The 19,457-nt window shown below is 71.9% G+C and carries 19 protein-coding genes and 1 tRNA gene; 3 read left to right on the top strand and 17 right to left on the bottom strand.

From position 1 onward, the window contains the following. Positions 1–7 precede the first annotated feature (7 nt). From ACIBFB_RS15560 to ACIBFB_RS15495, 14 genes are all read right to left on the bottom strand, one after another. A complete protein-coding gene (locus tag ACIBFB_RS15560) occupies positions 8–223 on the bottom strand; it encodes a hypothetical protein (RefSeq protein ID WP_075927052.1) in 216 nt (71 codons plus the stop codon). Positions 224–283: 60 nt separating this feature from the next. Beyond that, on the bottom strand, positions 284–724 hold the full coding sequence (locus ACIBFB_RS15555; RefSeq protein WP_358565804.1) for a hypothetical protein: 441 nt from the start codon (positions 722–724) through the stop codon (positions 284–286). Between the two features lie 226 nt (positions 725–950). Then, positions 951–2,117: an MraY family glycosyltransferase gene (locus ACIBFB_RS15550; protein WP_397230484.1), complete on the bottom strand. Its 1,167-nt coding sequence runs from the start codon at positions 2,115–2,117 to the stop codon at positions 951–953. A 12-nt stretch (positions 2,118–2,129) separates the two neighbouring features. Further along, positions 2,130–2,936, bottom strand: coding sequence for an L-threonylcarbamoyladenylate synthase (locus tag ACIBFB_RS15545; RefSeq protein ID WP_397230482.1), 807 nt, complete (start codon positions 2,934–2,936; stop codon positions 2,130–2,132). Positions 2,937–3,000: 64 nt separating this feature from the next. Then, complete coding sequence (prmC, locus tag ACIBFB_RS15540) at positions 3,001–3,864, bottom strand: peptide chain release factor N(5)-glutamine methyltransferase (RefSeq protein ID WP_397230480.1); 864 nt, start codon at positions 3,862–3,864, stop codon at positions 3,001–3,003. Next, entirely contained in the window at positions 3,861–4,928 is a 1,068-nt protein-coding gene (prfA, locus tag ACIBFB_RS15535; RefSeq protein ID WP_397230616.1) for a peptide chain release factor 1, read from the bottom strand. The genes prmC and prfA overlap by 4 nt, the downstream gene beginning before the upstream one ends. Before the next feature lie 117 nt (positions 4,929–5,045). Continuing rightward, positions 5,046–5,255, bottom strand: coding sequence for a 50S ribosomal protein L31 (rpmE, locus tag ACIBFB_RS15530; protein WP_075927055.1), 210 nt, complete (start codon positions 5,253–5,255; stop codon positions 5,046–5,048). 280 nt (positions 5,256–5,535) lie between these two features. After that, positions 5,536–7,524 carry a transcription termination factor Rho gene (gene rho, locus ACIBFB_RS15525; RefSeq protein WP_397230478.1) on the bottom strand — a complete coding sequence of 663 codons (1,989 nt, stop codon included), beginning with the start codon at positions 7,522–7,524 and terminating at the stop codon, positions 5,536–5,538. Positions 7,525–7,964: 440 nt separating this feature from the next. Further along, the gene (thrB, locus tag ACIBFB_RS15520) at positions 7,965–8,927 is read right to left on the bottom strand and encodes a homoserine kinase (protein ID WP_397230476.1); all 963 of its coding nucleotides are present in this window, start codon (positions 8,925–8,927) and stop codon (positions 7,965–7,967) included. 34 nt (positions 8,928–8,961) lie between these two features. Next, positions 8,962–10,020 (bottom strand): threonine synthase, encoded by a 1,059-nt coding sequence (thrC, locus tag ACIBFB_RS15515; RefSeq protein WP_397230614.1) that lies wholly within the window; start codon positions 10,018–10,020, stop codon positions 8,962–8,964. A gap of 235 nt (positions 10,021–10,255) precedes the next feature. Next, positions 10,256–11,542 (bottom strand): homoserine dehydrogenase, encoded by a 1,287-nt coding sequence (locus ACIBFB_RS15510; protein WP_397230474.1) that lies wholly within the window; start codon positions 11,540–11,542, stop codon positions 10,256–10,258. Positions 11,543–11,607: 65 nt separating this feature from the next. Next, positions 11,608–12,993 carry a diaminopimelate decarboxylase gene (gene lysA, locus ACIBFB_RS15505; RefSeq protein WP_397230472.1) on the bottom strand — a complete coding sequence of 462 codons (1,386 nt, stop codon included), beginning with the start codon at positions 12,991–12,993 and terminating at the stop codon, positions 11,608–11,610. 117 nt (positions 12,994–13,110) lie between these two features. After that, the gene (locus tag ACIBFB_RS15500) at positions 13,111–14,187 is read right to left on the bottom strand and encodes a DALR anticodon-binding domain-containing protein (protein ID WP_397230470.1); all 1,077 of its coding nucleotides are present in this window, start codon (positions 14,185–14,187) and stop codon (positions 13,111–13,113) included. Continuing rightward, the gene (locus ACIBFB_RS15495; protein WP_397230468.1) at positions 14,184–14,570 is read right to left on the bottom strand and encodes a response regulator transcription factor; all 387 of its coding nucleotides are present in this window, start codon (positions 14,568–14,570) and stop codon (positions 14,184–14,186) included. Before ACIBFB_RS15495 ends, ACIBFB_RS15500 begins: the two co-directional genes overlap by 4 nt. 129 nt (positions 14,571–14,699) lie before the next feature. Here ACIBFB_RS15495 and ACIBFB_RS15490 point away from each other — a divergent pair. After that, positions 14,700–14,771, top strand: a tRNA-Arg gene (locus ACIBFB_RS15490). Between the two features lie 238 nt (positions 14,772–15,009). Here ACIBFB_RS15490 and ACIBFB_RS15485 read toward each other — a convergent pair. Both ACIBFB_RS15485 and ACIBFB_RS15480 read right to left on the bottom strand, forming a co-directional pair. Continuing rightward, entirely contained in the window at positions 15,010–15,441 is a 432-nt protein-coding gene (locus ACIBFB_RS15485; protein ID WP_397230466.1) for an ester cyclase, read from the bottom strand. Between the two features lie 171 nt (positions 15,442–15,612). Then, entirely contained in the window at positions 15,613–16,209 is a 597-nt protein-coding gene (locus ACIBFB_RS15480; protein ID WP_397230464.1) for a TetR/AcrR family transcriptional regulator, read from the bottom strand. A gap of 123 nt (positions 16,210–16,332) precedes the next feature. On the opposite strand from ACIBFB_RS15480, the gene ACIBFB_RS15475 reads away from it, so the two are divergent. Together ACIBFB_RS15475 and ACIBFB_RS15470 are read left to right on the top strand one after the other, a co-directional pair. Then, entirely contained in the window at positions 16,333–16,929 is a 597-nt protein-coding gene (locus ACIBFB_RS15475; RefSeq protein WP_397230462.1) for a flavodoxin family protein, read from the top strand. Beyond that, positions 16,926–18,023 carry an NAD(P)H-dependent flavin oxidoreductase gene (locus tag ACIBFB_RS15470; protein WP_397230460.1) on the top strand — a complete coding sequence of 366 codons (1,098 nt, stop codon included), beginning with the start codon at positions 16,926–16,928 and terminating at the stop codon, positions 18,021–18,023. The genes ACIBFB_RS15475 and ACIBFB_RS15470 overlap by 4 nt, the downstream gene beginning before the upstream one ends. A 152-nt stretch (positions 18,024–18,175) precedes the next feature. On the opposite strand, the gene ACIBFB_RS15465 is transcribed toward ACIBFB_RS15470, so the two are convergent. Next, on the bottom strand, positions 18,176–19,363 hold the full coding sequence (locus ACIBFB_RS15465) for an MFS transporter (protein ID WP_397230458.1): 1,188 nt from the start codon (positions 19,361–19,363) through the stop codon (positions 18,176–18,178). Positions 19,364–19,457 lie beyond the last annotated feature (94 nt).

Below are 19,457 nucleotides of genomic sequence, written 5' to 3'. Positions count from 1 at the left end.
TGTTCGGTCAGGACCGGACATGCTGGGCGTAGATGAGGTAGATCCCGCCGACCAGGCCGACGACCAGCCCGATGGGCAGAAACAGGGCGGAGAGGCCCAGTGCCCAGTCGACGACCCAGCCCACGCCGCCCCAGAAGGCGAGGCCCCCCAGCAGATACGAGACGAGAGTCGTTCCGTTCGGGGTGGACGGTCCCTCGTCGTCCCCGTTTCGGTTCTCGTTCATCTCGCTCCGGAAGATAGCAGTAGGTCAGCGGACTGCGCACACCACCCCGCCCGCGCGGGTTCACTGGTGTGCTCCGCTGTCCTCAGCGGTGGCCTCGTCCTGTTCCCCGTCGGGGACGATCGTCGGCTGCTTGCTCCGTTTCACGGCCACGGCCTGGGCCGCGAGCCACACGATGACGCACGCCAACGCCGTCCATCCGAAGACGGTGGTGTCCAGGGCCGTGGTGCCCCTGAACAGGAGGAGGATGGCCAGCAGGATACCGAGCTTGGTCGTGTAGACCAGGAACGCCACGGGGAGCAGCAGTTCCGGTCGGCGACCGCCGGTCCAGGAGATGACGAAGGCCGACACGCCGAAGGCGCCGATGACGAGCACCACGCCGAAGAGCGCACCGAACAGGCCTTGGGGCCCGGCCAGAGCGAAGCCGACGATCAGCGCGACCACGCCGACGACGGCAGTCGGAAGCGCGGCGCCGCGGAGAATCCGGGCGTCGTGTTCCTGCATGACAAAGCTCCGTGGGGTTCAGTGGGATCCTGCTCGTGAAAGCTATCACAAGGTTTTTGGTGCCGAATCCCGGGGTTCCTTAACGCACCCTTAACGCTGCACGAAGGCCGCTGTGCGCACGCTTTCCGGGATCCGTGTCACCTTCACCACATCTCGCGCGGAGCCTGACATCCCAGGTCAGACCCACCGGCCTCGTGGAACCCCGACCCCGGGTGTGACCGTTCCTTCACCCATCGGATGTCGGATGGTGATTTCCCGAAGCGGTCGCCCTGCGCCGACCGCTCCACGGGAGCAGACCGCGGCGCCGCAGTCGGGGAAGCGCGATGAGTCCGGCCGCGCACAGGGCGACCAGAGCGGTGACCGTCAACACGATGACCGGGGAGTCGAAGATGGACAGCGACACGGCGGCGAAGGCCACGATCCCCGCCCACAGGTACATCAGGAGCACCGCGCGCACGTGGCTGTGCCCCATGTCCAGCAGGCGGTGGTGGAGGTGGCCCCGGTCGGGGGCGAACGGGGACTTTCCCGCCAGGGTGCGCCGCAGGACCGCGAGCACGAGGTCGGAGAGGGGCAGGGCGATCACCAGCAGCGGCAGCAGGACGGGCAGGAAGACCACCAGGCCCGAGGAGTTGAACTCCTGCTGCGCGGTGTTGGCGTCGAACTGGCCCGTCACCGTGATGGTGATCGAGGTCAGCAGGAGACCCAGCAGCATCGACCCGGTGTCGCCCATGAACACCCGCGCCGGATGGAAGTTGTGGAAGAGGAAGCCCACGCACGTGCCCGCCAGGATGATCGCGATCATCGCCGGGTAGGACTGACGCACGAAGCCCTGTTCCACGGCGACCACGTAGTAGTACGCGAAGAACGCCAGGGACGAGATGCCGACGATGCCCGCCGCCAGGCCGTCCAACCCGTCGGCGAAGTTCACCGCGTTGATGGTCACCACGATGAGCAGAACCGAGATCATCGCGCCGAGCCACGGCCCGAGGGAGAGCTGTGTCCCGGGCAGCGGCAGCCAGAGCAGCTGGACGCCCTGGGAGACGAGAATCCCCGCCGCGGCGACCTGACCGGCCAGCTTGCTGAGCGCGTCCATGCCCCAGCGGTCGTCGATGATCCCGATGACGGTGATCAGCCCGCCGGCGAGCAGCAGCCCCCGCCAGGTGTGGGCGACGAACACGTTCTGCAGGTGCGGCAGCTGCGCGGAGATCAGCAGCGCCGCCACGAACCCGCCGTAGATGGCGATCCCGCCCAGGCGCGGAATGGGTTCGGTGTGCACGTCCCGATCGCGGACCGGAGGTGTGGCACCGAACGCGATGGCGGCGCGGCGCACCAACGGGACCAGGAGGTAGGTGACCGCGGCGGCGATGACGAAGGTGAGTGCGTACTCCCGCACGTCCGGGCCCCTCTAGTTCTCGGTACGGTCCGGGGTCACGTCGGTCTCGGCCGGACCCGGGGCACCCTCCGGACCCGGGGCACCCTCCGGGGACGAGGCGCCCTCCGGGGTCCCGGTGTCCTCGGAGACCCGCGCCTCCTCGTCCTTGCCCGGCTTGGTCCGCCCCTTGCGGAGCTCGCCGATGACGGTGCCGCACACGCCGCGCAGCTGCTCGATGCTGATGGCTCCCGTGCGCAGTACGCGCGGGACCGCGTAGGTGAGGTCGACGATCGTCGACGCGACGGGCGACTCGCACACACCGCCGTCGAGGTAGACCGCCACGTCCTCCTCACCGAGCTGCTCGACCGCCTCCTCCACACGCGAGGCGGCCGGCTGCCCCGACTTGTTGGCGCTGCTCACCGCCATCGGCCCGACCTCCTTGAGCAACTCCAGGGCGACCGGGTCCATCGGCATGCGCACGGCCACGGTGCCCTTGGTGTCGCCGAGGTCCCAGTTCAGGCTCGGGGTCGCGGTGCACACCAGGGTCAGCGGACCGGGCCAGAACTCCTCCATGAGGTCCCGCCCGTGGTTGCCCAGGTCGTCGACGAGCGCCATGGCCGCGCGCATGGATCCCACGAGCACGGGCGGCGGCATGTCGCGGCCGCGCCCCTTCGCGGCCAGCAGACTCGCCACGGCGGTCGGGCTGAAGGCGTCGGTGCCGATGCCGTACACGGTGTCGGTCGGCAGCACGACGAGGTCGCCTCGGCGTACCGCGGACGCGGCGTCGGCTACGCCGTCCTTGCGGGCGCTCTCGTCCGCGCAGTCGTAGATGCGGCTCACCAGCGTTCACCTCAATCTCGAACGGGTCGGGTGGGGGTGGAGAGTGGGACCGGCGGGGACTCCTCTAACCGTCCTCGTCGGCACGGCGCATGACCACGAAGCGGTCGCGCCTGGCCAGGTCCTTGCGGTTGAGGACGTCGCGCCAGCCCTTGTCCTCGGGGAACAGCCACGGGATGTCGATCCCCTGGCCGTCGTGGTGCTCGATGGCCATCGCGCCGCCGGGGCGCAGCAGGCGGCGGCCGACCGCCTCCAGGTCGCGGATCATGTCGAGCCCGTCCTCTCCGGACCACAGGGCCGGGGCCGGGTCGTAGTCGCGCACCTCGGGCGGGATGGCGCCCGCCTCCCGGGTGGGAACGTACGGCGGGTTGCTGATCAACAGGTCGACGCGGCCGTTCAGCTCGGGCAGGGCGGTGCGCATGTCGCCGCGGTGGGAGGCCACCCGGTCGGCGTGGCCGGTGGCGTCGATGTTGCGCCGGGCCCACGCCAGGGCGACGGGGTCGATCTCGACGGTGTGCACGCGCGAGCGCGGGACCTCCTGTGCGATGGAGATCGCGATCGCGCCGGAGCCGGTGCCCAGGTCGACGACGAGGGGGTCGGCGACGTCCATCGCGCGCAGGGTCTCGATCGCCCAGTCGACCATGATCTCGGTCTCCGGGCGGGGGACGAACACTCCCGGGCCGACCTGGAGTTCCAGGTACCGGAAGTAGGCGCGTCCGGTGATGTGCTGGAGCGGCTCACGCGCCTCGCGGCGGGCGACGCACTCCCAGTACCGGGCGTCGAAGTCGCCGTCGCGCACCGCGTGCAGTTCCCCTCGACGGACACCGTGCACGAACGCCGCGAGCTCCTCGGCGTCCGTGCGAGGCGATGCCACACCCGCCTCCGCGAGTCTCAGTGTCGCGCGGGCGACCTCGTCGAGCAGGAAGTTCATGACTGGGCGGCTTCGAGCCTCTCCTTGGTGTCGGCGTCCACGAGGGCCTTGACGACTCCGTCCAGCTCCCCGTCGAGGACCTGGTCGAGGTTGTAGGCCTTGTAGCCGACGCGGTGGTCGGAGATGCGGTTCTCCGGGAAGTTGTAGGTACGCACGCGCTCGGAGCGGTCGACGGTGCGGACCTGGCTCTTGCGCTCCGCGGCGGCCTCGGCGTCCGCGCTGGCCTGGGCCTCGGCGTAGATGCGGGCGCGCAGGATGCGCATGGCCTGCTCCTTGTTCTGGAGCTGGCTCTTCTCGTTCTGGCAGGAGGCGACGATGCCGGTCGGCAGGTGGGTGATGCGGACCGCGGAGTCGGTGGTGTTGACGCTCTGGCCGCCGGGCCCGGAGGAGCGGTAGACGTCGATCCGCAGGTCCTTGTCCTGGATGTCGACCTCGATCTCCTCGGCCTCGGGGACGACCAGCACACCCGCCGCGGAGGTGTGGATGCGGCCCTGCGACTCGGTGACCGGCACGCGCTGCACGCGGTGGACCCCGCCCTCGAACTTGAGCTGCGGCCACACGCCGGAGCCGGGTTCGGGGGTGCCCTTGTTCTTGAAGGCGATCGTGACGTCCTTGTACCCGCCCAGGTCGGAGAGGTTGGAGTCGATGATCTCCGTCTTCCATCCCTGGCGCTCGGCGTAGCGCAGGTACATGCGGACGAGGTCGCTGGCGAACAGGGCGGACTCCTCACCGCCCTCACCGGCCTTGACCTCCATGATGAGGTTCTTGTCGTCGGCGGCGTCGCGCGGGACGAGCAGGAAGCGCAGGCGCTCGGTGAGGGCCTCGGCCTCCAGGGTCAGCCGGTCGGCCTCCTCGGCGAAGGAGGGGTCCTCGGCGGCCAGTTCGCGCGCGGCCCCGATGTCGCTCTCGACCCCCTTGAGCGCCCGGTAGGCCTCGATGATGGGGGTGAGCTGCGAGTACCGCTTGCCCAGCGTGCGCGCCTTGTTCTGGTTCGCGTGCACCTCGGGGTCGGCGAGCTGCTGTTCCAGCTCGTAGTACTCCCCCAGAAGGTCGTCCAGCTTCACTTCCGCCACGTCCCCGTCTTACTCGTTCGCCTCGCCTCACCGTGCCCCCGGTCGGGGGATGGACCCGTCCCGTGGCACCGGTCCGAGCGGACCGGCGCCACGGGAGAGCGGGCGGCGCTACTTGCGCTTGCCGAAGCGCTTTTCGAAGCGGGCGACCCGGCCACCGGTGTCGAGGATCTTCTGCTTGCCGGTGTAGAACGGGTGGCACGCGGAGCACACGTCGGCGCGCAGCTTGCCCTCGGTGATGGTGCTGCGGGTGACGAAGCTGTTCCCGCAGGTGCAGGTCACCTCGGTCGGCACGTATTCGGGGTGGATGTCGGCCTTCATGTGCTCTCCATAGCTAGGGCGACCGCCGGACGCATGCCAGCCGCACCGCCCGCTGGGGCGGCGCGAACGTGGTGGGTCATGCGCGAACCGGTGCCGCGTAGATCCAGGTGGTCGGGTGGCGGGCCCCTCGCGGAGGGGCGGGCCGATCCCTCTACCAGTCTGCCAGACCCTCAACGCTACCGGGACCAGTGCTGATTCCCGGCCGCCGGGGACCGGACCGTCCGGCGTGCACCGGACGGCCCCCTCCCGTGCGGGAGGGGGCCGTCACGCGGACCGACGTCTAGCGCTCGGGGCCGACGGTGGTCTGCTGCACCTGCATCAGGAACTCGGCGTTGCTCTTGGACTCGCGCATCTTCTCCAGCAAGAGCTCGATGGCCTGCTGGGTGTCGAGCGCGTGCAGCACCCGGCGGAGCTTCCAGACGACGTTCAGCTCCTCGCGCGACATCAGGATCTCCTCCTTGCGGGTGCTGGAGGCGTCCACGTCGACGGCCGGGAAGATGCGCTTGTCGGCCAGACCGCGGTTGAGCTTGAGCTCCATGTTGCCGGTGCCCTTGAACTCCTCGAAGATCACCTCGTCGGCGCGCGAACCGGTCTCCACCAGCGCGGTCGCCAGGATGGTGAGCGAGCCGCCGCCCTCGATGTTGCGGGCGGCGCCGAAGAAGCGCTTGGGCGGGTACAGGGCCGTGGAGTCCACACCGCCGGACATGATGCGCCCGCTGGCCGGGGCGGCCAGGTTGTAGGCGCGGCCCAGGCGGGTGATGGAGTCCAGCAGGACGACGACGTCCATGCCCATCTCCACGAGCCGCTTGGCCCGTTCGATGGCCAGGTCCGCGACGACCGTGTGGTCCTCGGCCGGACGGTCGAAGGTCGAGTGGATGACCTCGCCCTTGACCGTGCGCTGCATGTCGGTGACTTCCTCGGGTCGTTCGTCGACCAGGATCACCATGAGGTAGCACTCGGGGTTGTTCTCGGTGATGGCGTTGGCGATCGCCTGCATCACCATCGTCTTGCCGGCCTTGGGCGGCGAGACGATGAGCCCGCGCTGCCCCTTGCCGATGGGTGCGACGAGGTCGATGATGCGCGTGGTGAGAACGCCCGGCTCGGTCTCCAGACGCAGGCGCTCCTGCGGGTAGAGCGGGACGAGCTTGGAGAACTCCTGGCGGCCCTTGGCCTGGTCGGGAGACATCCCGTTGACCGAGTCCAGGCGCACCAGGGCGTTGAACTTCTCGCGGCGCTCGCCGTCGCGCGGCTGGCGGACGGCGCCGATGATGTGGTCGCCCTTGCGCAGGCCGTGCTTGCGCACCTGGGCCAGGGAGACGTAGACGTCGCTCTGCCCGGGCAGGTAGCCCGTGGTCCGGACGAACGCGTAGTTGTCCAGGATGTCGAGGATGCCCGCGACCGGCAGCAGGACGTCGTCGTCGCCGATCACCGGCTCCTGCTCCTGTCCGGTACCGCCGCGCCCGCGGCGGTCCCGGCGGTCCCGGCGGCGTCCCCGCCGACGGCCGCCGCCGAAGTCCTCGTCGTCACCGCCACCGCCGCGGCCCTGGTTCTGGCCGCCACCGCCCTGCTGCTGGGCGCCGGTGTTGGTCTGGTCGTCACCACCGCGGTTGCGGTTGCGGCGGTTGCGCTGGCGCTCACGACCCTGCCCGGACGCACGGTCCTCGGAGGTGTCGGAGCCGTTCTTCTGGGGGGTGCTGGATGTCTTGGTCACGCTGCTCGCGGAGGTAGTGGAGTCGGTGCCGTCCGCCGATCGGGGCTGGTCAACGGACTCGTCACCGCGCCTGCGGGACGAACGTCGGCTGCGGGACGGCTTCTCGCCCCGCCCACCCTGGGAGTCGGCCACGGCCTGGCCCGACGACCGGTCGCCCGCACCCGTCCGTGCGGAGTCGCCGTTGTCCGACGTCGCGGAGGTCGTGGTCACGGCTGGGCCGTCGGTTGACTCGACCTTACCGGCCGTTGGCTCCGTGTCGGTCTTCTTCGCCGATTTGGCCTTCGCCGGAGCGGCTACGGGGCCGCCCTGCTTGGCCTCGATCGCGGCGATGACGTCGCTCTTGCGCATGCGCCCCGCACCGGTGATACCCATGCTCGACGCGAGCTTTTGCAGCTCGGGGAGCTTCTGGGCGGCGAGCCCGGTCCCGCGCGAGGTCGCTCGGGACCGCGACGACGCCGACGCTCCGGTGGGCGCGGCGCCGGCCTCCGCTCCGGAGGCGTCGGTGGTGGCTTTGCTGTTGACCGCCGCGTCCGTGTGGAGTTCGGTGGTGTCGCTCACTAAGGGTCCTTCCCAAGGAGCGGGCATCGGCCGTCAGCGGGTGCTGGAGCGGCCGGCCCGGTGGTGCTATCCGGCAGGGGCCGGGTAGGGCTTGCCCCACGTGGATGCTGGAAACCGGCGATGACGGTCCCCTACCCAATCGCGGCGGGCTCTGGGTACAGCCAGACGTCGGGGCGGATGGCTCGGTGGTGATGCCCGTCAGCCGTAGTGACACGCTCATCCGAGGAAGAGGTGCTGACTCTGGTGACGTAGGCACAGTCGCGGGGAAACCGCGGACTCGACACGTTGGCCACCGCCCCCGGACGATCGTGAGACCGGAACGCCGGAGTATGGGTCGCGGAAGCCGCTGTGGCGGATGAGCACTCGCCCCGCAACGGGGCATCTGGTGCTTCACCTAGCCTAACATCACCAGAGGCCACGGCTATTCCTCAACACAGGTGCTACGGATGGGGAGATGGGGTCCGCACCCCCGCCGGCTCGACGCGCAGGGGGTGTATGCCCCAATCATTACCCGCCCGCCGAGCGATCGAATCAATCTGGTGGGCGATTTCCGGCGAATCCGCGCGCGCCTCGCCCTCCGCCACGGCGCACAGGACGAGCACCGTCGGCCCCGCCCCGGAGACCACGGCGGGCAGACCCTCGTGTTCGCGCAGGTCACGAATGAGTTCGAGGGTGCGCGGCATGGCCGGTTCCCGGTAGGACTCGTGTAGCCGATCCGCGGTGGCCGCGTACAGAGCCTCGGGGTGGCCACAAACGGCCGCCGTCATCAGCGCTGAGCGGCCCGCGTTGAAGGCCGCGTCCGCGTGCGGCACGCGCTCGGGGAGCAGGCCGCGCGCGCGTTCGGTGGACAGCCGCCACGAGGGAACGCACAGAACGGGCAGGATCCGGGCGTCGGGCGCGAGGGAGACCGCGCCCCACCGGCCCGCGTCCCGGTAGGCGATCGTGTAGCCGCCGTAGACGCAGGGGGCCACGTTGTCCGGGTGGCCCTCGATGTCCGCGGCGATCTGGTAGATCCAGTCACGGTCCGGGCCCCCGTCCGGACCGGTCCGGCCCAGCAGCGCCGCGGCGGCCGCGACGCCCCCGACGATCGCCGACGAGGACGAGCCGAGGCCCCGCGCGTGCGGGACCTCGTTGACGCACGCCAGGTCGATGCCGGGCAGCTTGTGCCCGTCACGTTCGAAGGCCTCCCGCATGGAGCGCACCACGAGGTGGCGGTCGTCCAGGGGCAGCTCTCCGACCCCCTCTCCGGTGACCTCGACGTTGATCCGGTCGTCGTCGCGCACGGCGGCCTCGAACCGGTTGTACAGCCGCACGGCGAGGCCGAGGGCGTCGAAGCCCGGGCCGAGGTTGGCGCTGGTGGCCGGTGCGTGGACGGTCACGCGCACGGGGCGCGATGGGGTCATCGTGGGTTCCTTCCGCGGGGGTTCCCCGAGGCGCTCAGACGAGTCCGAGGGCTTCGGCGGCGGCGCGGGCGTCGACCGGGACCGTGGTGGCGGAGGCGGCGCCGGCCAGGGCCCAGTCCGGGTCCTTGAGCCCGTTGCCGGTGACGGTGCAGACCACGCGGCTGCCGCGCGGGACCAGCCCGACCTTGGCCGCCTTGAGCAGACCGGCGACGCTGGCGGCGGAGGCGAGTTCGACGAACACGCCCTCCTCGGCGGCCAGGAGCTTGTAGGCCGCCATGATCTCGCGGTCGGTCACCTTGTCGATGAGTCCGCCGGACTCGTCCCTGGCCTGTTCGGCCAGCTTCCAGGAGGCGGGGTTGCCGATGCGGATCGCGGTCGCGATGGTGCTCGGGCTGGTGACGGGCGCGCCGTCGACGATCGGGGCGGAACCGCTGGCCTGGAAGCCGAACATGCGCGGGTTCCGGGTGGAGATCCCGTCCTCGGCGTACTCGGTGTAGCCCATCCAGTAGGCGCTGATGTTGCCCGCGTTGCCGACGGGGATGCAGTGGATGTCGGGAGCGTCGCCGAGGGCGTCGACGATCTCGAAGGCCGCGGTCTTCTGGCCCTGGAGCCGGTAGGGGTTGACCGAGTTCACCAGCGCGACCGGGTAGTCGACGCTGAGCTTGCGGGCGAGTTCGAGGCAGTCGTCGAAGTTGCCGTCCACCTGGAGCAGGCGGGCGCCGTGGACGAGCGCCTGGGCGAGCTTGCCCATGGCGATCTTGCCCTGGGGCACGAGCACGGCGCAGGTCATGCCCGCGCGGATCGCGTACGCCGCGGCGCTCGCGCTGGTGTTGCCGGTGGAGGCGCAGATCACGGCCTTGGCGCCGTCCTCGGCGGCCTTGGTGATGGCCATGGTCATGCCGCGGTCCTTGAAGGACCCGGTGGGGTTGAGGCCCTCGACCTTGAGGTGGACCTCGCAACCCGTCAGCTCGGACACGCGCGTCGCCGGGAGCAGGGGCGTGCCGCCCTCCTGAAGGGTGACGACGGGGGTGTTCTCGTTGACGGGGAGGCGGTCGCGGTACTCCTCGACGACCCCTCGCCACGCCCGTGCCATGCTCACGACTGTTCCCTTTCGGGTGGATGCGGCTTCGCTTGACGCGCAGATGGACTCGGCGGGGCGGTCGCCGTCGCGGTGCCGCCGCCACCAGCTACGAGTCTATGGCCCCACCGGGACCATCTCGAATCGCGGTCGCTCGTCCCACCATCCGGACACCGGGCACGCCGCGCGGCCCCGGCGGCGTACGCACGGAGGACCGCCCGGGGTGACCGCCCCCTGGACCGGCCGAGGGTCAGTCGGAGAAGGTCTCCACGCGCATCACGCTGGCCACCTCACGCACCAGCTCGTGGCCGCGCAGCCGCTCCACCGTGCTGCGCAGCGCCGAGTCCGGGGCGGGGTGGCTGACCAGGACGAGCTGCGCGTCCTCCCCGCTGCCCTCCTGGCGCACGTTCTTGATCGACACGCCGTGGTCGGCGAAGACCTCGGCGACCTTCGAGAGCACGCCCGGCCGGTCCGCCACGTCCAGCGACACGTGGTAGCTGGTGATGGTGTGGCCCATGTCATGCACAGGGAGCCCGGTGTCGTGCGCCCCCTCCGCCACGTGGGTGCGGGCGAGGCGGTTGCGCGCCACGGCCACCACGTCGCCGAGGACGGCGCTGGCCGTGGGGGTGCCCCCCGCGCCCGCGCCGTAGAACATCAGCCGACCGGCGGACTCGGCCTCGACGAACACCGCGTTGTAGGCCTCCTTGACGCTGGCCAGGGGGTGGTCGACGGGCAGCATCACCGGGTGGACGCGCACGCCCACGGACGCGCCGTCCTCCGAGCGCTGGCAGATCGCCAGGAGTTTGACGACGCAGCCCATGGCGCGGGCGCTGGCGATGTCGGCGGCCGACACCGCGGTGATCCCCTCCCGGTGCACGTCGGCGGCGGTGACCCGCTGGGTGTGGAAGGCCAGGCGGGCCAGGATGGCGGCCTTGGCCGCGGCGTCGAAGCCCTCGACGTCCGCGGTGGGGTCGGCCTCGGCGTAGCCCAGGGCCTGGGCCTCCTCCAGGGACTCGGTGAACCCGGCGCCCAGCGAGTCCATGCGGTCGAGGATGTAGTTCGTCGTGCCGTTGACGATGCCGAGCACCCGGTTGACGCGGTCCCCCGCGAGGGAGTCGCGCAGCGGGCGCAGCAGCGGGATGGCCCCGGCCACCGCGGCCTCGTAGTACAGGTCCACTCCGGCGTCGCGGGCGGCCGCGTGCAGCGTCTGGCCGTCCTCCGCCAGCAGCGCCTTGTTGGCCGTCACCACGGACTTGCCCGCCTTGATCGCGGCGAGGATGAGCGAGCGGGCCGGTTCGATACCGCCGATCACCTCCACGACGAGGTCGATGTCGGGCCGGGTGACCAGGCCCGTGGCGTCGGTGGTCAGCAGTGACGGGTCGACACCGCGGTCCCTGTCCAGACGTCGCACCGCGATGCCGCCGACCTCGATCGGCGTGCCCACTCGCGCGGCCAGCTCGTCGGACTGCTCCTCGATCAGGCGGACGACTTCCGCGCCCACAACGCCGCATCCGAGCAGCGCCACCTTCATCGCCATTTGGGCGTGACTCCCACTTCTCTCGTGTCCTACCGTCGCGCGGCCGCGCCGCGCCGGCGGCCGGTTCAGCCTACGTCGAGGCGGAGGAGGTCCTCCTCGGTCTCCCTGCGCACGATGACCCGTGCCCGCCCGTCCCGGACCGCGACCATGGCGGGGCGGGGCAGGTGGTTGTAGTTGCTCGCCATGGAGTAGCAGTAGGCGCCGGTGGCGGCGACCGCCACCAGGTCGCCGGGCCTGAGGTCGGCGGGCAGGTAGAGGTCGTGCACGATGATGTCGCCGCTCTCGCAGTGCTTGCCGACCAGGCGGGACAGCATGGGTTCGGCGTCGCTCTCCCGGGACACCAGCTGGCTGGTGTACTCCGAGCCGTAGAGGGCGGTGCGGATGTTGTCGCTCATGCCGCCGTCGACGCTGACGTAGGTGCGGATGCCCTCGACGTCCTTGACGGTGCCGACCTCGTAGACGGTGATCCCCGCGGGGCCGGCGATGGCGCGGCCGGGCTCGACGGCGAGACGGGGCACCGGCAGCCCTGCCTCCTCGCACTCGCGGCGGACGATGGCGGTGAGGCTCTCGGCGATGCTCTTGGGGTCGAGCGGGTCGTCGCCGGAGGTGTAGGCGATGCCGAGGCCGCCGCCGAGGTCGAGTTCGGCGAGCGTGACCCCGAGCTCCTCGTGGATCCCGGTGAGGAAGCGGGTGACGCGGCGGGCCGCGACCTCGAACCCGGAGGTGTCGAAGATCTGCGACCCGATGTGCGAGTGCAGACCGACCAGGTCCAGGTGCGGCGCGTCGAGCACGCGGCGGACCGCCTCGGCGGCGGCGCCGGTGCTCAGGGCGAACCCGAACTTCTGGTCGTCGTGCGCGGTGGCGACGAACTCGTGGGTGTGGGCCTCGACGCCGGTGGTGACGCGGATGAGGGCCTGGGGGCGGCGGTCCAGCTCCGCGGCGACGGACTCCAGGCGCTCGATCTCGTCGAGGGAGTCGATGATGATCCGGCCGACCCCGGCCTCGACCGCGCGGCGCAGCTCCGCCGTGGACTTGTTGTTGCCGTGCATGCCCACCCGCTCGGGCGGCACCCCCGCGGCGAGGGCGACGGCGAGTTCGCCTCCGGAGCAGACGTCGAGCTTGAGGCCCTCCTCGACCACCCAGCGCGCGACGGCCTTGGTCAGCAGGGCCTTGCCCGCGTAGTAGACGTCGGCGTCGGTGAAGGCGTTGCGGTAGTCGCGGGCGCGGCCCCGGAAGTCCTCCTCGTCCATGACGAAGAGCGGGGTGCCGTGGGTCTCGGCGAGTTCGCGCACGCCGACGCCCCCGACGGCGACCTCGCCGTCCGCGCGACGGGCGGTGGCGGGCCACACCCGGGGGTCGAGGCCGTTGAGGTCCTCGGGCGGCAGCGGCGGGTTGTCCTCCGGCAGGATCTCCGCGTGGCGTGATCCGGCGGGGTGGGCGTAGCGGCTCATGATGGGCTTTCGACTGGGATGCGGCTGTGCTGGCGGCGGAGGCGCCTCCTCCTATTGTCCACTTACCCGGTAGGGACAAAGGAGTTGGGTCGGCCCGTCGGATGGGGCGCGGAGTGTCTACAGCCTTGTGGGCGCCGACACCCCGAGCAGGAAGAGCCCGGTGCGCAGGACCCCGGCGACGGCGGCTGGCAGCGCCGGGTCCACGGCCGCCCCCCGCGCCCCCTCGGGGTCCGCGGTGGGGCACGTCCGCCACTCATCGTAGGCACGGGCCAGTGCCTCCAGGTATCTGACCAGGATATGGGGTTCCTCTCGGCGCGCCGCCGTGTCGACGGAGCTCGTGCCGTCGAAGAGGAGTCCGCGGACCCTGGCGGTGTGCCGGGGGCAGGGGGCGGGCTCGGCTGCCCCCTCTCCCGTCCAGCGCACGCGGCTGACCGCGTGCGCGTGGGCGTAACGCAGTCGGAAGGCCGGATTGGCGTCGGTGAGGCGGACCCAGGCGCCGGGGTGCTCGGCGGACGGCAGGACGGGCAGGTCGAGGCCGGTCGTCTCGGCCTCGCGGGGGCGCTCGGGGATCGACCGGCAGAACGCGATGCGCGCGCTGGCCTCGCCCACCGTGCCGAGGAGGCGCGCGGCGGGGGTGACCGACTCCCCGTGCCCGCCGTCCAGGTAGGGATCGCGCCAGGAGACCTCGGCGTCGCCGGGGCCCGGGGGAGGGGACGACTCCCCGGTCGCGACGGCCAGACGCCGCCGGGCGTCGGCGCGGGCCAGGCGGCGGGCCTGGGCCACGGGGCCCGCCTCGTGCAGCGGCGTGGTCGGCCACTCCCCCCGGCCGTCCCAGGCCCGGCCGGTGAGGAGCCGGGGGCCGTCGGCCGCCGCGGCCAGCAGGTCCCGGTGCTGCGTGTCCGTGAAGGCGACGTTGACGAAGCCGCGCGCGTCGTCGCCCGCACGGGCGTAGTCGACCAGGCCCTCGTCGCGCATGCGGGCCAGTTCGGCGACGACGCGCCCGGATACGGCCGAGGGCCGGGAACGCCTGCCCGCGACCAGCCGGACGAGCCGGGGCGCGAGCGCGCTCGCTGCGTCGGCGCCCTCCCCGGCGTGGTCGTTGCGGGGCCACACGAGGGGGACGTCCTCGGAGGCCAGGCCGTAGGCGCGGACGGCGGCCCGGCGGAGCGCGGCCTCCAGGGTCCAGGGGGTCACACGGACTCCCCGTCGACGAGGGCGCGGATGACGTCGACCAGCTCGTCGGGGTCGAAGGGCTTGGTGACGTAGGCGTCGACCCCGATCCGCTCCCCGCGCCGACGGTCGTCGCCCTGGGCGCGCGCGGTGACCAGGACGAGCTTGCAGTCCCGCGTGCGGTCGTCGGCGCGCAGGGACTCGGCCGCCGACCAGCCGTCCAGGCGGGGCATCATGACGTCGAGCGTGACCACGTGCGGGGCGATGTGCCCGACGCGTTCGAGGCAGTCCTGGCCGTCCACCGCGGTGAAGACCTCGAACCCCTCCAGTTCGAGGTTCAGGCGGATCAGTTCCCGGATCACCTCGTCGTCCTCGACGACGAGAACCCGTGCGGGTAGGGCGTTCACGGGCGCGACACTACCGCCGCTGGGTGAGGGGACACCACTGGATTGGCCGGATCGACAGGGCGCGGAGGGGCGCGGTCCGTCGGGTGGACGAACCGCGCGGAGCCCCTGCTACAGTTGTTCACGCAGCGCGCCCCCTTAGCTCAGGGGATAGAGCAACGGCCTCCGGAGCCGTGTGCGCAGGTTCGAATCCTGCAGGGGGCACTTCGCGCGGATCAGTACGATCACCGCGCTGACCAGGCGATACGGCGTCCTCCGGGGCGCCTTTCGTGTTTCGGGGCGCGGCCTCGGCCGGGCTGGACGCGTGGTTCGCGTCGGCGCACGGTCCCATGGCCGGGTACGAGCCGGGCGCCGACGGCCCCCGGGAGTTCGAGAGCGCGCTGCCGAGGCGCAGCCTCGCGGCACCGGGGCGGCTTCGGGAGCCCCGGGCGCCCGGGGTCGGCTAGACGAGGTCCAACCCCGCGAGGAACGTGTACTTGTCCCAGTCGACCCAGGTCTCGGCGAGTCTTCCGCCGTCGAACCGGTCGGTCGACGCGCCCGTCCACGTGCACGACCTGCCGGTCGCCGGATAGCCCGCGAACTCGGCGACGTTCTTCGCCGTCACGCGCCAGCGGGTGGCCACGTAGTCCCCCTCGGCGACCTGCCGCAGGATCTCCATCCTCGCGTCCGAGAAGCCTTGGTGGAAACGGTGGAGGAGCGTCCGCCACTCCTCCAGGTCCATGACGGACTCACCTCCCCTGGCATCCGGGAGCTGGTGGTTCCTGAAGTCGTCCGCCAGGTGGTCCTCCAGCTCCGCCATACCGCCCGTGTTCCAGAGGTCGTCCCCGAACACGCCGAGCGCGAGCTGTGAGATCTCCCTGTTTCCCCACGCCATGCCGTCTCCTTCCGCCCGACCACAGAGTGTAGGGAGACCGCCCGGTCGGGGGGTCGACGACACGCGGGGGCCGACGGCCGGCCGCTCGTCGTCCGGGGAGACGCGCACCGGCGTTCGCGGACAGGTTCGGAGCGGTTCCCGGGGTGCGGGCGGGTCGGACGGCCGAAGGGGTCAGGCCACGGCCAGGAGCCGCCGCGCGCTCGGCCAGGCCTCGTCCAGCAGGGTGGGGTCGTTGCGGACCCGGGCCAGCAGCACCGTGCCCTCGATCTGGGCGACCATCGACCTGGCCAGGGTCTGGGCGCTGGTCCCCCGGCCGATCAGCTCCTCCTCCTGCGCCTCGGCGATGAGGCGGGCGACCATGGCGACCTGGTCGTCGAACACCTTCGCCAGACGACCGCGCACCTCCGGCTCCTGCCCGCTCAGTTCCAGGGCGAGGTTGCCGTAGAGGCAGCCGTACATGGCCCCCGACTCGCTGTGGTCGGCGCGCTGGGTGCCGACCAGGCACTCGACCAGGGCGTGGAGCCGTTCGACCGGGCCGCCCGCGCCGGCCAGCACCGCCTCCAGTCCGCGGCGCTCCTCGGCCCAGTGCTCGTCGACGGTCTCGATGGTCAGGGCCTGCTTGGAGTCGAAGAAGTGGTAGAAGCTGCCCTTCTTCACTCCCGCGTCGTCGCAGATCTGCGCGACGCCCAGGGCTGTGTAGCCGCGCGTGCGCAGGAGCCTGCGGGACGAGTCCAGAATCCGCTCCCTGGCATCGCTCGTACGTCCCATGGACCGAGATTATACGGCCGGTCAACTATCCGGACGGGTCTCGCCGGTTGCGAAATAGTTGACCGGTCGTCTATATTCATCCCGCACGGGCCGCCGGGCCCACCCGACCGAGGGGAACCACCCATGGATGTCCGAGTCGCCGTCGCCTTCCACAGCGGTTACGGCCACACCGCCCGCCAGGCCGAGGCGGTCACCCGGGGAGCCGCGGGCGTCGACGGCGCCATCGCCACCGCGCACGACGTCAGCGCCCCCGACGCGGCGCTGTGGTCCGAACTGGACTCCGCCGACGCCATCGTCTTCGGCACCCCCACCTACATGGGCGGCACCTCCGCCGTGTTCCAGACGTTCGCCGAGGCCACCGCGCCCATCTGGCAGGAGCGCCGCTGGCAGGGCAAGCTCGCCGCCGGCTTCACCAACTCCGCGGGGATCAACGGCAACAAGGACACGACGCTCAGCGCGCTCGCCGTGTTCGCCGCCCAGCACGGGATGATCTGGGTCCCGCTCGGCCTGGCCCCGGGCGGCGAGTACTCGAGTCAGGGCGACCGCGACGACCTCAACCGGCTCGGCGGCTTCACCGGCGCCATGGCCCAGTCCGCCGCCGACCTGGGCCCCGACCAGGCGCCGATCGACAGCGACCTGCGCACCGCCGAACACCTGGGGTCCCAGGTCGCGTCGGTCGCCGTCCGGTTCGCCCTCGGGCGCGCCGCGGTGGCCGCGTGAGCTCCGAACGGCGGCCCGGCACCGCCCTCACCAGCGTTCTCGGCATCCGCCACCCCGTCGTCCAGGGCCCGTTCGGCGGCGGGCTGTCGACGGTCGAACTCACCGCCGCGGTCTCCGAGGCCGGCGGCCTGGGATCGTACGGTCTGCACGCCGTGGCCCCCGAACGGATCGGCTCCGTGGTGGACCGGATCCGCGCGTCCACCACGGCGCCGTTCTCCGTCAACCTGTGGATCCCGCGCGCCGAGGAGGAACGGCCCGTCCCCGACGCGACGGCGCTGGCCGCGCACACCGACCGGCTCGCCGCCCACTACGCCGAGTTCGGGCTCACCCCGCCCGGACTGGACGCCGCCAACGCCCGCCTCGACTTCGAGGCCCAGGTCGACGCGGTACTGGAGGCCCGGCCCCCGGTGATCAGCGTCGTGATGGGCACACCGTCCCGCCGGTTGGTCGAGGGCGCCCGAAGGATCGGGGCGACGCTCATCGGCACGGCCACCACGGTCGCCGAGGCCCGCGCGCTCCAGGAGGCCGGATGCGACGTGGTCGTGGCCTCCGGCAGCGACGCGGGCGGGCACCGCGGTTCGTTCCTGGCACCGGTGCGCGAGTCGCTGGTCGGCACGTTCTCCCTGGTCCCCCAGGTGAGCGACGCCGTGACCGTGCCGGTGGTCGCCGCGGGCGGGATCGCCGACGGGCGCGGCGTCGCGGCGGCCCTGGCCCTGGGCGCGGACGGGGTCCAGGTGGGGACCGGCTTCCTCCGGACTCGGGAGTCGGGCGCGAGCCAGGTGCACCGGGACGCGCTGGCCTCCGAACGGGCGGAGACCACCGTGCTCACCCGGCTCTTCTCCGGACGCCCCGCGAGGGGGATCGCCAACGGCCTGGTGCGGGAGCTGGCCGACGCCGAGGACCGGGTCCCGCCCTATCCGGCGCAGAACAACCTCATGATGCCGATCCGGGCCCGGGCCGCGGAGCTGGGGCGGCCCGACCGGCTCAACCTGTGGTCCGGTCAGGCCGCGCTCCTTGCCTCCGGAGGCGCCGCCGGGGACTACCTGGCCGCGCTCGTGTCCGACGCCGGAAAGGTGCTCGGATCCCCGCTGTAGGCGCGGAGCGCACGGCGGCGGGCGGGCACGGCGGGGCCGTGCCCGCCCGCTCCGCGTCCCGGCTCCGCGCACCGCCAGGGGCGGCGCCTCCTCGTCGCGGCCGCCCCGAACGGCGTCGGCGCGGGAGGACCGTCGGCGAGGGGTTCCCGGGCTCAGACGCCGACGGCCGGGGAGCGGTCGCGGGCGAACTCGCCGCCGGGTGCGAGGAAGGCGCCGACCAGGACCAGCAGACCGACGAACGTGATCAGCGCGCCGATCCACAGCGGCGAGCCGTACCCGAGTCCGAGGGCCAGGCCGATCCCGCCCGCCCAGGCCCCCAGGGCGTTGCCGACGTTGAACGCGGCGATGTTGGCCCCCGAGGCGAGCGTGGGCGCCTTCGACGCGTACCCCATGACGCGCATCTGGAGTCCGGGCACGGTCGCGAACCCGACGGCGCCCATGAGGAGGAGTCCGGAGAGGGCGGCCCAGCTCAGGCGGGCGGTCAGGGAGAAGACGGCGAGGACCGCGGTGAGCAGGGCGAAGAGCACCAGGAGCGTGCGCGGCAGGTCGCGGTCCGCGGCCCGGCCGCCCCACAGGTTCCCGGCGAACAGACCGAGCCCGAAGAGCACGAGGAGCCAGGGCACGGTCGCCGACGAGAACCCGCTGACCTCGGTGAGCGTGAACGCGATGTAGGTGAAGGCGCCGAACATGCCGCCGAAGCCGAGCACGGTGACGGCCAGGGAGAGCCAGACCTGGGGACTGCGGAAGGCGCCGAACTCGGCGCGCAGGCCGCCCCTCTCGTCGCTCCGGTCACCGCTCCCCCGCGGGACGAGCGCGGCGATGCCGATGAAGGCGGCCGCGCCGATGGCGGCGATGGCCCAGAACGTGGCACGCCATCCGGCGGCCTGGCCGAGGAAGGTGCCGAAGGGGACTCCGAGCACGGTGGCGGTGGTGAGGCCGGCGAACATGACGGAGATGGCGGCGGCGCGCCGGTGCGGGGGCACGATGCCCGCGGCCAGGACGGATCCGATGCCGAAGAAGGCGCCGTGGCACAGGGCGGCGGTGACGCAACCCGCGAGCATGACCCAGTACCCGGTGGCGAGCGCGGAGACCGTGTTCCCGACGATGAACAGGACCATGAGCAGCAGGAGCGCCCGTTTGCGGTCGACGCGGTTCAGGGCCGCGGTGAGGCCGACGCCGCCCACGGCGACGCTCAGGGCGTATCCGGAGACGAGGTACCCGGCGACGGTCGGTGAGACGCCGAAGTCGGCGCCCACCTCGGGCAGGAGTCCCATGATGACGAATTCGGTGAGACCGATGCCGAATCCCCCGGCGGCGAGGGCGTAGAGCGCGAGCGGCATGGGGCGGGCTCCTCGGAGAGGCGACTGGTCGTTGCGGCTGCACTAGTTGCAGACACAACTAGATAGTTGCACACGCGCTCTTTCTTCGCAATCA

The organism is Nocardiopsis sp. NPDC050513, from assembly GCF_044457925.1.
In the GTDB taxonomy this organism is placed as follows: domain Bacteria; phylum Actinomycetota; class Actinomycetes; order Streptosporangiales; family Streptosporangiaceae; genus Nocardiopsis.
Note: the sequence above shows the minus strand (reverse complement) of the source record. Positions and strands in the feature narration are given on the sequence as shown.